Annotated in this window: 14 protein-coding genes; 13 read left to right on the forward strand and 1 reads right to left on the reverse strand. The window is 37.4% G+C overall.

Annotated elements, in window-relative coordinates; translation table 11 throughout:
- The first annotated feature begins 8 nt into the window (after positions 1-8).
- From O3670_RS01100 to O3670_RS01130, 7 genes are read left to right on the forward strand one after another with little or no spacing between them, the layout of a single operon-like run.
- Positions 9-983, forward strand: coding sequence for a glycosyltransferase (locus O3670_RS01100; protein WP_371482049.1), 975 nt, complete (start codon positions 9-11; stop codon positions 981-983).
- A 19-nt stretch (positions 984-1,002) separates the two neighbouring features.
- Positions 1,003-1,992, forward strand: a complete 990-nt coding sequence (locus O3670_RS01105; protein ID WP_070577191.1) for a glycosyltransferase family 2 protein — start codon at positions 1,003-1,005, stop codon at positions 1,990-1,992.
- A 31-nt stretch (positions 1,993-2,023) separates the two neighbouring features.
- The gene (locus O3670_RS01110) at positions 2,024-3,190 is read left to right on the forward strand and encodes a polymerase (protein ID WP_070577192.1); all 1,167 of its coding nucleotides are present in this window, start codon (positions 2,024-2,026) and stop codon (positions 3,188-3,190) included.
- Between the two features lie 49 nt (positions 3,191-3,239).
- Positions 3,240-4,655 carry a flippase gene (locus O3670_RS01115; RefSeq protein WP_371595695.1) on the forward strand — a complete coding sequence of 472 codons (1,416 nt, stop codon included), beginning with the start codon at positions 3,240-3,242 and terminating at the stop codon, positions 4,653-4,655.
- A gap of 10 nt (positions 4,656-4,665) precedes the next feature.
- On the forward strand, positions 4,666-5,766 hold the full coding sequence (gene glf / locus O3670_RS01120) for a UDP-galactopyranose mutase (protein WP_371595696.1): 1,101 nt from the start codon (positions 4,666-4,668) through the stop codon (positions 5,764-5,766).
- Positions 5,763-6,755: a stealth family protein gene (locus O3670_RS01125; protein WP_070577194.1), complete on the forward strand. Its 993-nt coding sequence runs from the start codon at positions 5,763-5,765 to the stop codon at positions 6,753-6,755. The genes glf and O3670_RS01125 overlap by 4 nt, the downstream gene beginning before the upstream one ends.
- A gap of 10 nt (positions 6,756-6,765) precedes the next feature.
- The gene (locus tag O3670_RS01130; protein ID WP_070577195.1) at positions 6,766-7,818 is read left to right on the forward strand and encodes a glycosyltransferase; all 1,053 of its coding nucleotides are present in this window, start codon (positions 6,766-6,768) and stop codon (positions 7,816-7,818) included.
- Between the two features lie 36 nt (positions 7,819-7,854).
- Here O3670_RS01130 and O3670_RS01135 read toward each other — a convergent pair whose 3' ends face one another.
- Entirely contained in the window at positions 7,855-8,874 is a 1,020-nt protein-coding gene (locus tag O3670_RS01135) for a phosphodiester glycosidase family protein (protein ID WP_173018474.1), read from the reverse strand.
- Positions 8,875-9,019: 145 nt separating this feature from the next.
- Here O3670_RS01135 and O3670_RS01140 point away from each other — a divergent pair, with 145 nt between their 5' ends.
- The 6 genes from O3670_RS01140 to O3670_RS01165 all read left to right on the forward strand — a co-directional run bounded on the left by O3670_RS01140 (position 9,020) and on the right by O3670_RS01165 (position 14,432).
- A complete protein-coding gene (locus tag O3670_RS01140; protein ID WP_195950581.1) occupies positions 9,020-9,838 on the forward strand; it encodes a Cof-type HAD-IIB family hydrolase in 819 nt (272 codons plus the stop codon).
- Positions 9,839-9,856: 18 nt separating this feature from the next.
- A complete protein-coding gene (locus O3670_RS01145) occupies positions 9,857-10,459 on the forward strand; it encodes a histidine phosphatase family protein (protein WP_080612038.1) in 603 nt (200 codons plus the stop codon).
- A complete protein-coding gene (locus tag O3670_RS01150) occupies positions 10,456-11,064 on the forward strand; it encodes a histidine phosphatase family protein (RefSeq protein WP_038675967.1) in 609 nt (202 codons plus the stop codon). Before O3670_RS01145 ends, O3670_RS01150 begins: the two co-directional genes overlap by 4 nt.
- Positions 11,061-11,657, forward strand: coding sequence for a histidine phosphatase family protein (locus O3670_RS01155; protein ID WP_038675968.1), 597 nt, complete (start codon positions 11,061-11,063; stop codon positions 11,655-11,657). Before O3670_RS01150 ends, O3670_RS01155 begins: the two co-directional genes overlap by 4 nt.
- A gap of 78 nt (positions 11,658-11,735) precedes the next feature.
- Complete coding sequence (locus tag O3670_RS01160) at positions 11,736-12,872, forward strand: AI-2E family transporter (protein WP_129852219.1); 1,137 nt, start codon at positions 11,736-11,738, stop codon at positions 12,870-12,872.
- 123 nt (positions 12,873-12,995) lie between these two features.
- Positions 12,996-14,432, forward strand: coding sequence for a glycoside hydrolase family 1 protein (locus O3670_RS01165; protein WP_195917958.1), 1,437 nt, complete (start codon positions 12,996-12,998; stop codon positions 14,430-14,432).
- The last annotated feature ends 110 nt before the right edge of the window (positions 14,433-14,542 follow it).

Consider the following 14,542-nt stretch of genomic DNA (forward strand, 5'->3'; position numbering starts at 1 on the left):
AAGAATCCATGAAACCACTTTTAACTGTTGTAATTCCAGTATATAATGTCGAAAAGTATTTAAAACGTTGTGTAGAAAGCGTTCTTGTCCAAGAGTGGAATAATTATGATATTTTACTTGTAGATGATGGAAGTTCTGATAGTTCTCCTCAAATCTGTGATGATTATGTTAAAGCTTATGACTTTATCTCAGTAATTCATAAAGAAAATGGAGGGCTTTCTGAAGCTCGCAATACAGGGATTTTACATGCGAAGGGTGACTATGTTTATTTCCCTGATTCTGATGACTGGCTTGAACCACAAACTTTTAAAGAATTAGCAGAGGTGCTGGAATCTCAAGAGTTTGAGATTGTTTCTTTTAACCGTGAGTTTGTGAAGGGTGAAGAAGATGCTATAGTTTCAGATCCATTAGTAACTCAAGTGTTTGAAGGTAAAGATGCTTTTGTCCAAATGCTCAAGCATAGTTATATCACAGGTTTTGCCAACGACAAAATATATAAAAAGTCTCTATTTATTGATAATAATATTTCTTTTCCAAAAGGAAAATATTATGAAGATTTGGGAACGAATTACAAGCTTTTTCTTTCAGCCAAAAATGTCTTTGCTACCAATCAAAAGTATTATCACTATTTAATTGATAATCCTGATTCCATTACACAGTCTTGGAATGAGCAGAAGTTTAGTGATATGTTTGGATTTTATAAAGATATTTTCTATTCTGATTTTGTTCGTTCTCAATTGAATCAAGAAGAAATACAAATTTTACAGCTATATTATGTGAATGGCTTGACTCATATCTTGGCAAGTTTATATAAATCTAAATTAGATAAAAAATATATAGACATTACTAATCAAGTAAAACAAGAATTAGTTAAGAATAGTGTTTCTCTTTCTCAAATGAAAGACCAACCAAATAAGTTAAAATATATACTGTTTAGACTTAAAGTATTAAGACTAGCCTTCAGTATTCAAAACATTTTCTGAAATGATTTAGGAGTTTAATTTGAAATACTCTGTTATTATTCCAGTCTATAACGTTGAAAAGTACATAAATCGTTGTGTAAAAAGTATTCTTTCTCAGCGTTATAATGACTTGGAAATTATATTGATAGATAACGGTTCTACAGATCGTAGTGGTAGTATTTGTGATATTTATGCTAATGAGTACGCAAATATCTCTGTCTATCATATCGAAAACCATGGTGTTGGTTCGGCCCGTAATTTTGGCTTATCCAAAGCCAGGGGAGAGTTTATCTACTTCGTTGATAGTGATGATTATCTTGTTGGTAATCTCTTTGCTGAGTTTGAAGATAAGCTTGTGCCTGATTTAGATTTACTTGTATTTAGCTACTATAATTCTTTTGAACAGGAACTGACTGAGAGGAATCGTACAAAAAAGTGTCTTCCTTATAGTGGGCTATACGATAAAAATGATTTTATCAAGATATTTACAGACTTATTCTTATCGGATATGCTTTATACTGTTTGGAATAAGTTTTATCGGAGAGAATTTCTTATCAAAACTAATATTTCTTTTGAGAAGTATGAGTTGGGTGAAGATGTGCGCTTCAATCTCAATGTTTATCGTAATGTGAACAAGGTTTATCTTTCTCAAGATTCCTACTATGTTTATGTTATCGGCAGGAAAGGTTCTGCTATGTCGGGATATAACCCTAAGCGTCTTCAGTATCAGCTTCAAGAGTTGAAGTTGGTTGATAGCTTACTAAAGGATTGGCATATAGATAGTTCAAATCTTGATAATACTGTTAAGGCAAGAATATTGATGGGCAATATTTACAATATTTCTAAGCAAAAATTACTAGTTACAAAAAAAGTTAAGCTCGTTAAAGAAATTTGTAAAAGTAAAGATATGGCAGATTTTATTAGGAATGATTCTTCAATATTAAATCCCCTCATAAAAATGTTGTTAAGATGTCGAATGTATATTTTTTTGATTTACCTCAAAAAAATGCAGATGATATTACAACATTAATAAGAATAATTGAAAGGTATGGAAAGTACTTGTGAATAGCAGTCGCTTTATCTCAGAGAAAATCTATTTATTTACTCTTTTTATTTGGGTATTATTTGCATCTCTGGTAACTACAACTTATTTTGTAAGGGTGGATGGTCTTTTGTCCCTCTATCGTATCTTGTTATATTTTACAATAGTTATGATTACGATAAAGGAACTCATTAATCTTCCTGATACCATAAATTATTTCAGATACCACTTGAAGGAATTAATAATTTTCCTATTATTTACCTTGACCATGTTAATTGTGTCAAAAAATCGAGATGGTCTTCCTGATATTAACGTTTTGCTGTTGGTTTTTTCAGCTAGGGATATAGAGTTCAAGAAGTTATTAGGGACTTTCTCCTTCGCCACCTTTTTAGTGCTGTTTGTAACTATTCTAGCTAGTAAGATGGGCATTATTTCTAATATGTTGATGAGTGCTGATAGTGGTTATCGTTATAGTTTAGGATTTAACTATGTTTCCTTTGCTTCTCAACGTATGTTTTTTGCCCTATGTAGCTATCTTATGTTTAGAGGGAAGAAGGTTACTTATATAGAGTTGTTAGCTCTACTATTTGCTACGTTTTATATGTACCAACAGACCTCAACCTCAAGTCCACTTTATCTAAGTCTCTTGATTTTGACTTATGCTTTAATTAGTCTTAAGGTCTTTAAATTTGATTTCATAGATAGTAATGTTATAACAGCAAATCTTGCCAAATATGGTTTTATTATAGCATTGGCTATAACCCTCTATTTCTGTTTCTATTCAACTGGTGATTTATTCCATCTTGTTGACCAATTTACACATAATCGTCTAAGACTTAGTGTTCAAGGATTCCGAAACTTCGGAGTTTCCTTATTAGGTCGACCAATTTCATTTACAACCATGGACATCTTCGGTAATTATTCAAGCAACTATAACTTTATTGATAGCTCGTTTGTGCAGTTACTCGTAATTGATGGATTGGCTGTTAGTGCATTTATGTTATTTGCTTTAACACGTGTCATGAATTATTTTGTGACTAATCGAAAAGATATTGTCCTTGCTTGCTTAGGTGTTATGATTATTCATGGCATGTTTGATCCGCAAATGCTTGTTCTTCGTTACTCACCTCTTATCTTATTGATTAGTCGACTCTTTGTGATGAAGACTGATAAAGATTTTTTGTAATTGAAACAGAGGTATATCATCAAGAAAGTCTAGACAGAGTCATATACATATGAAAGTTTTAAAAAATTACGCCTACAATCTTTCCTATCAATTACTGGTCATTGTTTTACCAATCATTACGACACCTTATGTTACTAGGATTTTTAGTTCTAAGGATTTAGGTACTTATGGTTACTTTAATTCGATTGTGACCTACTTTATTCTTTTAGCGACTTTAGGTGTTGCTAACTATGGTACTAAAGAGATTTCAGGACATCGAAAGGATATTCGTAAAAATTTCTGGGGTATTTATACCCTCCAATTGATTGCGACTATTTTGTCTCTTTTCTTGTATACATCATTATGTTTGTTCTTTCCTGGTATGCAAAATATGGTGGCTTATATCTTAGGATTAAGCTTGATATCGAAAGGAATGGATATTTCTTGGTTATTCCAAGGTTTGGAGGATTTTCGTCGTATTACCGCAAGGAATACAACGGTAAAGGTCTTAGGAGTTATTTCTATCTTCCTATTTGTGAAAACACCTGGTGATTTGTATCTCTATGTTTTCCTATTGACCTTCTTTGAATTGCTTGGGCAATTAAGTATGTGGTTACCAGCGAGACCTTACATTGGAGAACCGCAATTTGATTTATCCTATGCTAAGAAACATCTTAAACCTGTTATTTTGCTGTTTCTCCCTCAGGTTGCCATTTCACTATACGTGACTTTGGATCGTACGATGTTGGGTGCCTTGTCATCTACCAATGACGTCGGTATTTATGATCAGGCATTGAAGATTATCAATATCCTCTTAACACTAGTGACGTCTTTAGGTAGTGTAATGCTTCCTAGGGTATCTGGTCTTTTATCTAGCGGAGACCATAAGGCCGTTAACAAGATGCATGAGTTGTCTTTCTTGATTTATAATCTTGTGATTTTCCCGATTATAGCAGGTCTCTTGATTGTTAATAAGGACTTTGTGAGTTTCTTCCTAGGGAAAGATTTCCAAGAGGCTTATCTTGCCATTGCTATTATGGTCTTTAGGATGTTCTTTATCGGTTGGACAAATATTATGGGAATCCAGATTTTGATTCCACACAATAAACATCGTGAGTTTATGCTCTCTACGACTATTCCGGCTGTTGTCAGTGTTGGACTTAATCTTTTGTTAATTCCTCCATTTGGCTTTGTCGGGGCCTCAATTGTATCAGTTTTAACAGAGGCTTTGGTATGGGTTATTCAATTGAATTTTTCAAGGAGATTCATCAAAGATGTGTCAATCCTTCCAGCCATGTCAAAAATTATCTTAGCGTCAGTTGTCATGTACCTTGGACTCTTTGTCTTTAAGATGTTTGTGCAATTGAAACCAATGCTAAATGTAGCAGTAGATGGTCTTGTCGGTGCTATCACTTATATCGTCTTGATTATTGTCTTACGTGTCGTTGATATGAAAGACTTGAAGCAACAGTTAATGAAAAACTAAGGAGAAAAATATGTACGATTATCTTATCGTTGGTGCTGGTTTGTCTGGGGCAATCTTCGCACATGAAGCTACAAAACGTGGCAAAAAAGTAAAAGTGATTGACAAGCGTGATCACATCGGTGGCAATATCTACTGTGAAGATGTTGAAGGTATCAACGTTCACAAGTATGGTGCCCACATTTTCCATACCTCAAATAAAAAAGTTTGGGATTATGTCAACCAATTTGCTGAGTTTAATAACTATATCAACTCACCAATTGCTAACTACAAGGGCAGTCTTTACAACCTTCCATTTAACATGAATACATTTTATGCTATGTGGGGCACTAAGACTCCTCAAGAAGTTAAGGACAAGATTGCTGAGCAAACGGCTGATATGAAAGATGTTGAGCCTAAAAACTTGGAAGAACAAGCTATCAAGTTGATTGGTCCAGATATCTACGAAAAGTTGATCAAGGGATACACTGAAAAACAATGGGGACGTTCTGCCACAGACCTTCCACCATTTATCATCAAACGTCTTCCGGTTCGTTTGACTTTTGATAACAACTACTTTAATGACCGTTACCAAGGAATTCCGATCGGTGGTTACAATGTCATCATTGAAAATATGCTTGGAGATGTAGAAGTAGAGCTTGGAGTTGACTTCTTTGCCAATCGTGAAGAGCTTGAAGCTTCAGCTGAAAAAGTTGTCTTTACAGGAATGATTGACCAGTACTTTGATTATAAACATGGTGAGTTGGAGTATCGCAGTCTTCGTTTTGAACACGAAGTCTTGGATGAAGAAAATCATCAAGGAAATGCCGTGGTCAACTACACAGAGCGTAAGATTCCTTATACTCGTATCATTGAGCATAAGCACTTTGAGTATGGTACACAACCTAAGACAGTTATTACACGTGAATACCCAGCTGATTGGAAACGTGGAGATGAACCATATTACCCAATCAATGATGAAAAGAACAATGCCATGTTTGCTAAGTACCAAGAAGAAGCTGAGAAAAATGACAAGGTTATCTTCTGTGGACGTCTTGCAGATTATAAATACTACGACATGCACGTGGTGATTGAGCGTGCCTTGGAAGTCGTAGAGAAAGAATTTAGTAAATGACAGAAGAAAAAATTGATATCGTTGTCCTCTGGGTAGATGGCAGTGACCCGGAGTTTATCCGTGAGAAACAAGAAGTAACAGGCCAAATCTCAGTTTCTAATGAATTAGTTGATGGAGATTTAAGATACCGTGAATTTGGAATTTTTAATTACTGGTTCCGAATGATTGAAAAACATGCCCCTTGGGTGAATAATGTTTACTTAGTTACCAACGGACAAAAACCTGACTGGTTGAACTTGGAGCATCCAAAACTCAGATGGATTACTCATAAGGAATTTATGCCTGAAGAGTATCTACCTACCTATAATTCAGCAGCAATTGAGCTTAATCTCCATCGTATCGAAGGCTTGTCGGAAAACTATCTCTATTTCAATGATGATGTGTACTTGATTAGGGATAGTCAACCTTCGGATTTTTATAAAAATGGTCAACCTAAGCTTTTTGCTGTATATGATGCTTTGGTTCCTTGGTCAGCTTATACAAATACATATTACAAAAATGTTGAGTTAATTTATCGTCATTTTCCTAATAAGAAGGCCCTAAAGTCCTCGCCTTGGAAATTTTTTAACTACCGCTATGGGCATTTAGTTTTGAAAAACTTGCTACTTTTGCCATGGGGGCCGACTGGCTATGTGAACAACCATTTAGCTACACCAATGAAAAAAAGCACCTTGGCGAATTTATGGCAAATTGAGGGAGAAACCTTAGATAGAACGTCACGAAATAAAATTAGAAACTACGAAGTAGACGTTAATCAATATATCTGTCAGTATTGGCATATTGAAAGTAATCAGTTTTATCCTATATCAAAGAATTTTGGTGAAACGATAAATTTACATCAAATAGATAGGTTAGAGAGTATCTTTAAAGATAAACATAAAAAATTGCTTTGTGTGAATGATGAAGTTGACTTTAAAGAGGAGAATATCATTCGTTTTAAGGAAATCTTACAAGAACGCTATCCTGAAAAATCAGCTTTTGAAAAATGAGAAATAAGAGATGAAATACTATTTAAAAGAAGAATTTTTACACGATAACAATGTTAAAAATGCCGGTAATAAGGCACGTAATGATGTTGAAGAAATTGTAAAGAGAGAAGGTTATCAAGCCTTGGTTCTTTCAGTTGATAATTGGTACGAGATGAGTACACTTAAAGCACAACTTCATAAATCGAAGGCTTTTGGACAGGCCTTGAATCAACTAAAGCAAGGTGATGAGTTACTTATCCAGTTCCCAATGCTTCATCATAGTTTTTTCACAACACATCATGTAAAGAAAGCACAGAAAAAAGGCGTAAAAGTTCATTTTATTATCCACGATTTGGAAGTTTTACGCTATGCCAATTTGGATACAGTACCTTTGAAACATAAGATTCGGGTTCAAATTCAAGAATCAGGTCTTCTTGGTGTAGCTGATGGTATCATTGCCCACAATCCAATTATGAAATCTGTTTTAGTGGATAAAGGGGTTGCAGAAGATAAGATTGTCAGTCTTGGTATTTTTGACTATTTGATTCCAAATTTCCAAGAGAAGACGGGTCTTACAAAGAATCAGCCAATTATTGTAGCTGGTAACTTGGCACAAGAAAAAGCTGGTTATCTTTACTCTCTTCCTGAAGAACCTGCTTATAACCTTTATGGTGTCGGCTTCGACGAAAGCAGAGCTCTTGAGAATGAGAACTACTTTGGTTCCTTCCTACCTGATGAGCTTCCTGCGGCCCTTGAGGGTGGTTTTGGGCTTGTCTGGGATGGCGACAGTGCTGAGACATGTAGTGGTGTTTTCGGCGAGTACCTTCGCTATAACAACTCTCACAAGGCGTCACTTTACTTGGCCTCAGGATTCCCACTTGTCGTTTGGAAACAGTCAGCCTTATCTCATTTTGTGCTTGAGAACGGCTGTGGAATTGCAGTAGAGTCACTTCATGAATTGAAGGCGACAATTGACAATCTTTCAGATACTGATTACCAAGATTTGGTTGAAAATACCAAGCGTGTCGGTAAAGGTATTCGTGATGGTCACTACCTACTTACTGCATTGAACAATTTAAAATAAGAAAAAAAATCCTCATGCTTGTGAGGATTTTTTGCATTATTTGGAGACTTCAAACTGGTATTGGGTTCCTGGAACTTTTCCATTTGAATAGATTGCTTCAATATAGTCGTCATAAGTGATTGACTTGGATTTACCTGCTTTTACGAGCTCTGGATCACGCCATATATTTGGATCAGCAGCATTAGTATCACGCTTGGTGAGGTAGAGGTACTCAATATAGGTTCTATTGTCGACAAAGGCACCAGCAACCTTTTCCTTACCATTATCAGATCGCGTGTACATACGAGTCGTTCCACCACCATCTAGTAGGAAGGCAAGACGAATATTCGAGTAGCCTATATTTTTTAAAAGCTTATAGACGTCTTCGTGATTCAAGCCCTTATTAAGGGAGTTGTGGCCATAGGTTTGGATAATACGGATAATACCATCATAGGTCTCTACGTAAATGGAACGAGCATTTGGTTGGTCAGGGTCACCTTTTTCCCAGGTCTTATCTACTTTTTTATCCTTAATGAGAATACCAAAGGCACCTGTATCCCAACCGTTGCTTCCCATGTGGGTAAACATTTTAGCTGTGTCGATATTTGGATAGGTTCCGGCAGTGATATTATTTTGATCATCTCCATATAGAAGGCCTGTTTTGCCCAATTCGATTTCCTTTTGAGTGAAAGGACGATCTAACCCTTCGTAAGACCAAAAACCAGAGTTAATAAGAGCAAGAGCTTCTCGTCGCTTAGCTTCGTACTTAATACTTTGCTCTGTGAGTTCAGGATTATTATCTTCGGTTCTTCCTTTTTGTAGGACATATTTTCCGTCCTTCTTGAAGGAGAGAATCTGCATGTCTACATTTTTAATATTGCCTTTTTCAAGTAAGACAGACTGATCTAAGAGCTCTTTATTCTTTATGGTAAAGTTCAATCCATCCTTATTTGATGGCATGGAAAGCTTCTTAATATCTCGATTGTTGAAATAGATGGTGAGGTAGAGCAGTCCACCAACTATGGCACCTATCATTAGAAGAGAAAATAGTATTCTTAAAATATTCTTCAATTTCATACTATAATTATAAACAATCTAGGCTTACAAAACAATCCTAAGACCATTAAATATCCAAGAATAGTATCAGTTTTTCCTAGTATGGTACTGGTAAGCGTTTTCCAAAAGGGTTATAATAGGGATAAGTTAGTCAAGGAGGTGCTTTATGACCATTAAGGTGATTGCATCAGATATGGATGGAACATTTTTAGACGATAAAGGGAGCTATGATAAGGAGCGTTTTAGTCAGATTTTGGATGCCATCACTGCGCGTGATATGCACTTTGTTGTTGCCTCAGGTAATAGTATGAGTCGCCTTAAACCGATGTTTGCGGAGACTTTTGACCGCCTGCATTTTGTAGCCGAAAATGGTGGTCAGGTGGTTAGCTATGGCAAGCTTCTGTGTCAGGAGTTCATGGCATCAAATGATGTTGAAAACTTGCTAAGCTATTTTAATTATGATTTGTTGGATAGGTCAACTATATTTAATGGTGCTAAAGGCTCCTATATGTTAAAAGGGTCTAGGGTCAATTTTGCTGAGATGATAACAGAAGAAGAGCAAGCCGCCATGGAAGCATCCATTCAACGTTTGAATGGGCTGGAGGATTTAGATGATGATTTCATCAAGATTACCATGTTGCTGAGTCCTGAAGAGGCTAATCGTGTGTCACAGGCTTTTAATCGTGATTTTGATGGCAATCTAGTTGCTGTTCCAAGTGGTTTTGGTGCTATTGACTTCATTCAAAAAGGCATGCACAAGGCTTGGGGACTCAAGCAGCTTCTTAACCACTGGGACTTGTCTGAAAATAATGTCATGGCTTTCGGTGATGGAGACAATGATCTTGAGCTCTTGCAAATGGCTGGCCGCTCTTATGCGATGGAAAATGCCAGTCCAGCTATTTTACAAGTGGCTGATCAGATTGCTCCCCATCATAAAGACCAAGGAGTATTGACTGTCTTGGAAGATTATTTAGGATTGGTTTAAAGATAGGGTGGTAGAGTAATGAAGTTATATTTAATGAGACATGGTGAGACACTATTTAATACACAAAAGCGTGTTCAGGGCTGGTGTGACTCTCCCTTGACTGAAAATGGGATTTGGCAGGCAGAACAAGTGAAGGAGTACTTTGCAAAGAAAGGTATTTCTTTTGATGCTGTCTACTCCTCTACGCAAGAGAGAGCGACTGATACGGCCAAGATTGTGGCGCCTGACTATTTGGTAATCCAACTCAAGGGAATTAAAGAAATGAACTTTGGATCTTTTGAAGCTCAACCAGAGCACCTCCTCCCCAAACATCGACCAGGTTCACGCTCCTTTGAAGATCTCTTGGTTCCATACGGAGGTGAAGATATTCGCGAGGTCGGTCAGAGGGTCTTAAAGACTGTCTTAGAGAAAGCAGAAGAACACACAAAAGATGGTGCTGAGAATCTCCTATTTGTCAGTCATGGAGCAGCTTTATGGGGATTAATCATTTTCATGGACTTGGCCTTTCCTGAAGGAGTGGGCTTTGGAAATTGTAATGTTTGTGTTTATGATTATAACCAAGGTCAATTGGAGCTTCTTCAGGTGATTGATCCGATTTCTGGTTTAGAGGTAACATTATGAAAGAATTTTATTTAATGAGGCATGGACAAACACGGTTTAATGTTCAGCATAGGCTTCAGGGGGTCTGCGATGCCCCTTTAACGGAAGTCGGGATCGAACAGGCTAAAAAGGCTGGTCAGTATCTAGCCAAGCAGGAGCCAATTTTTGATCATGTCTTTACTTCAACCTCTGAGAGAGCTAGTGATACCCTAGAAATTGTGACTGGACGAACAGACTATGAAAGACTTAAAGGTCTTAAGGGACAGGATTTTGGAGCTTTTGAGGGCCAGCCAGAGTATCTTACTCCTAAAACCTTACCTGATGGACAAGGCTTTGGTGATTACTTTGTTCAATTTGGTGGCGAGAGTACGACCCAGGTTCGGGATCGTATGGAGTTAACTATTAGGGCCATCATGGAGAGTGTGGCCGATGGTTCTAAGTCCTTGCTAGTTAGTCATGGACCATCTATTTTGCAGTTTTGTAGACGTGTTTTAAATCCCGCCCCAGATATTCGTGGTCTTAAAAATTGTTGCATCTTACATTTTACCTATGATCAAGGGCAATTTGAACTGGTTTCAGTATATAATCCTGTAGAAGAAGAGTATATCTTTGGAGGCGAAGAATGACACGACTCTATTTAATGCGACATGGACAGACACTTTTTAACACACTCAATCGGATTCAAGGTTGGTGTGATTCTCCATTGACCGAAAAAGGTCGGGACCAAGCTCGTCAGGTCCGTGCTTATTTTGAAAAACATGATATGACTTTTGATCAGTATTATTGTACGACAACTGAAAGAGCTTCTGATACCATTGAATTGGCGACTGGGCGTACTGATTATCAACGTGTTAAGGGGCTAAAAGAAATGCATTTTGGTATTTTTGAAGGTCAGCCAGAGTATCTTCATCCCAAGACACCTGTTGTGGGGCATTTTGGTGACCACTATGCCCAGTTTGGTGGGGAAAGTCAGGATCAGTTCGTTGCGCGTGTTGTTGCGAGTGCTAAGGAGATAGTAGATAAGCATCCTGACCAATCTATTTTAGCTGTTAGTCACGCTGGAGCCTTGATGACTTTTCTTCATGCCGTTGAGCCAGAGCGGGCCTTTCAGTCTTGTCCAGGCAATTGTGCCATCTTAGTTTTTGATTACGATGGATCGAGCTTTCACTTTGTCAAGCTGATAGATCCAATAGCTGATCAAGAGTTGGTGGAATTTTAGCGGCTTTCTATGATCAAAGATTGTAAGAAACCCTTTCTTAGTGTATAATGGAAGGGTATTTTAAATTTTGGAGTTCCTATGAAATTTACAAAAAATCAGTTCATTTGGTTGGCTGTCCTCTTTTTCAGCTGTTTCTTGATCTATACATACTGGGAAACAGTTGTTTCAATTTGTAACACAATTTACGTTGCCAGTCAGCCCTTCCTGGTTGGAGCAGGGATTGCCTTTGTGGTCAATATCTTGATGTCTTTTTATGAGAAGCTACTGGTCAAGTTTATTCCATTTGGTTTTATCACTAAAATCAAGCGTCCCATTGCTCTGCTCTCTGCATTGGCAACCATTGGTCTGGTCTTTACTTGGGTCGTCTTCACTGTTCTTCCCGATTTGATTGACAGTATCAATACCTTGATTAGTCAAGACCGTTCAGCTATTAATAATTTGATTAATTGGTTGCTTAAAAACAAGTCCTTGCAAAAAATTATTCAAGATCTTGGTGGTGTGACACAGGTTAGAGAGCTAATCAATAGCTACAGTGCTCAGTTGCTTCAACAAATCATGAATGGTTTGACCGGCTTCTTGACTTCGTTAACAAGTCTACCATCAACCTTGATTAATCTCTTTATCAGTATCGTCTTTTCTTGCTATGTCTTGGCTGGGAAGGAGAAACTTGGGAATCAGGTCAATCGTTTGGTAGATGTCTATTTAGGACGTTATGGTAAGACTTTCCACTATGTGGTTGCTATTCTCAATAATCGCTTCCGCAATTTCTTTGTTTATCAGTCGATTGAGGCTTGTATCTTGGGAACCTTGTGTTATATTGGGATGCGTATCTTTGATTTTCCATACGCTGCGACTATCTCTATCCTGATTGGTTTTTCAGCTATGATTCCAGTTGTGGGGGCCTATATCGGTGTGACGATTGGTACCATCTTGATTATGACGCACTCTGTGACCTTGGCACTTTTGTTTATTGCCTACGTGGTTATTTTGCAGCAGTTTGAAGGAAATCTCATCTATCCTTATGTGGTTGGTGGCTCTACCGGACTTCCTGGTATTTGGGTTATCTTCGCTATCACCATAGGTTCTGCCTTGGGTGGTATCTTGGGCATGTTGGTTTCTGTGCCAGTAGCCGCTACCCTTTATCAGATTGTTAAAGATAATGTTGTTAGGCGAGAAGAGGCCAAAGCAGCAAATACTATTGAAAATAATGATTAATTAAAACAGACTTGGGTCTGTTTTTTTCGTACTATAGTATCAGATATCAATAAGATAGTATAAGTGTAATCGTTTTCTAAGTGTTATACTATTAGTATATTAAACAAGACGAGGAGATAAAAGATGACTTACACATTTCCAAAAGAATTTATCTGGGGTGGTGCAACAGCTGCCAACCAATTTGAAGGAGCCTATAACCTAGACGGCAAAGGCTTGTCTGTGCAAGATGTGACTCCAAAAGGCGGTGTTCCTTTTGAACCCGGGGCTTTAAATCCATTGATTACTGATCAACCAACACCAGATAATTTAAAGTTAGAAGGTATCGATTTCTATCACCGTTATAAAGAGGATATCGCTCTTTTTGCAGAGATGGGCTTCAAGGTCTTTCGTATGTCAATCGCTTGGTCTCGTATTTTTCCAAATGGTGATGATGCTGAGCCAAATGAAGCTGGGCTTGCTTTCTATGATAAAGTCTTTGATGAATTGGCTAAGTATGGCATTGAACCACTTGTAACCTTGTCTCACTATGAAACACCTCTAAACTTAGCACGTGAATACAATGGATGGACAAATCGTAAATTGATTGGTTTTTATGAAAACTATGTCCGTACAGTCTTCACACGCTATAAAGATAAGGTCAAATATTGGTTGACCTTTAATGAAGTGAACTCTGTTTTACATGCACCATTCATGTCAGGTGGTATTGCGACCCCTATGGAAGAGCTCTCTAAACAGGATCTCTATCAGGCAGTCCACCATGAGTTAGTCGCGTCAGCTTCAGCAACCAAGATTGGTCATGAAATCAACCCTGACTTTAAGATTGGTTGTATGGTTCTTGCCATGCCAGCTTATGGAATGACAGCTAATCCCTTGGATCAGTTGGCTGTTCACGAGTTTGAAAATCAAAACTATCTCTTCTCAGATATCCATGCGCGTGGGAAATATCCAAACTATATTAAACGCTATTTCAAAGAGAATGGTATTGAAATACAATTTGCTCCAGGTGATGAAGAAATCTTAAAGAATACCGTTGATTTTATTTCATTCTCATATTATATGTCTGTGGCAACAGCACACAATCCGCAAGACTATAAGGTTGGAAAAGGCAACATCTTAGGTGGTGTCGAAAATCCCTACCTTGAAAAATCTGAATGGGGTTGGGCTATTGATCCAATCGGTCTTCGACTAGTTTTGAATGACTTCTATGATCGATATCAGTTGCCATTGTTTATCGTCGAAAATGGTTTAGGTGCCAAGGATGTTCTTGTTGATGGCCCAGATGGTCCAACAGTTGAAGATGATTATCGTATTGATTACCTTCAAAAACACTTGATTCAAGTTGGCGAAGCCCTTCAAGATGGTGTAGAACTTTGGGGCTATACGACATGGGGGCCAATTGATTTGGTATCAGCTTCAACGGCTGAACTCAGTAAACGTTATGGTTTCATCTACGTTGATCGCAATGATGATGGTAGTGGTAGCTTGGCTCGTTATAAGAAAAAATCATTTGTTTGGTATAAGTCTGTTATCGAAAGTAATGGTGAAGCCCTTTACAAATAGAATATGGCTAAGAATCTCAAAAATATTTGAGATTCTTTTTAGTATTAAAGTACAACATTGATATATCTGGGTTTCTGTTTCTATGAGTAAAAATAAAGTATTTCAATACA

Origin of the sequence: Streptococcus sp. 27098_8_74, assembly GCF_041431705.1 — a bacterium.
GTDB lineage: Bacteria > Bacillota > Bacilli > Lactobacillales > Streptococcaceae > Streptococcus > Streptococcus salivarius_E.

Bases quoted from the DNA above. Each gene is read 5' to 3' on its own strand.
- O3670_RS01155 (WP_038675968.1), top strand. From the start codon at position 11,061: ATGACACGACTCTATTTAATGCGACATGGACAGACACTTTTTAACACA.
- O3670_RS01135 (WP_173018474.1), bottom strand. From the start codon at position 8,874: ATGAAATTGAAGAATATTTTAAGAATACTATTTTCTCTTCTAATGATA.
- O3670_RS01150 (WP_038675967.1), top strand. From the start codon at position 10,456: ATGAAAGAATTTTATTTAATGAGGCATGGACAAACACGGTTTAATGTT.
- O3670_RS01130 (WP_070577195.1), top strand. From the start codon at position 6,766: ATGAAATACTATTTAAAAGAAGAATTTTTACACGATAACAATGTTAAA.
- O3670_RS01100 (WP_371482049.1), top strand. From the start codon at position 9: ATGAAACCACTTTTAACTGTTGTAATTCCAGTATATAATGTCGAAAAG.
- O3670_RS01145 (WP_080612038.1), top strand. From the start codon at position 9,857: ATGAAGTTATATTTAATGAGACATGGTGAGACACTATTTAATACACAA.
- O3670_RS01115 (WP_371595695.1), top strand. From the start codon at position 3,240: ATGAAAGTTTTAAAAAATTACGCCTACAATCTTTCCTATCAATTACTG.
- O3670_RS01140 (WP_195950581.1), top strand. From the start codon at position 9,020: ATGACCATTAAGGTGATTGCATCAGATATGGATGGAACATTTTTAGAC.
- O3670_RS01160 (WP_129852219.1), top strand. From the start codon at position 11,736: ATGAAATTTACAAAAAATCAGTTCATTTGGTTGGCTGTCCTCTTTTTC.
- O3670_RS01165 (WP_195917958.1), top strand. From the start codon at position 12,996: ATGACTTACACATTTCCAAAAGAATTTATCTGGGGTGGTGCAACAGCT.
- O3670_RS01125 (WP_070577194.1), top strand. From the start codon at position 5,763: ATGACAGAAGAAAAAATTGATATCGTTGTCCTCTGGGTAGATGGCAGT.
- glf (WP_371595696.1), top strand. From the start codon at position 4,666: ATGTACGATTATCTTATCGTTGGTGCTGGTTTGTCTGGGGCAATCTTC.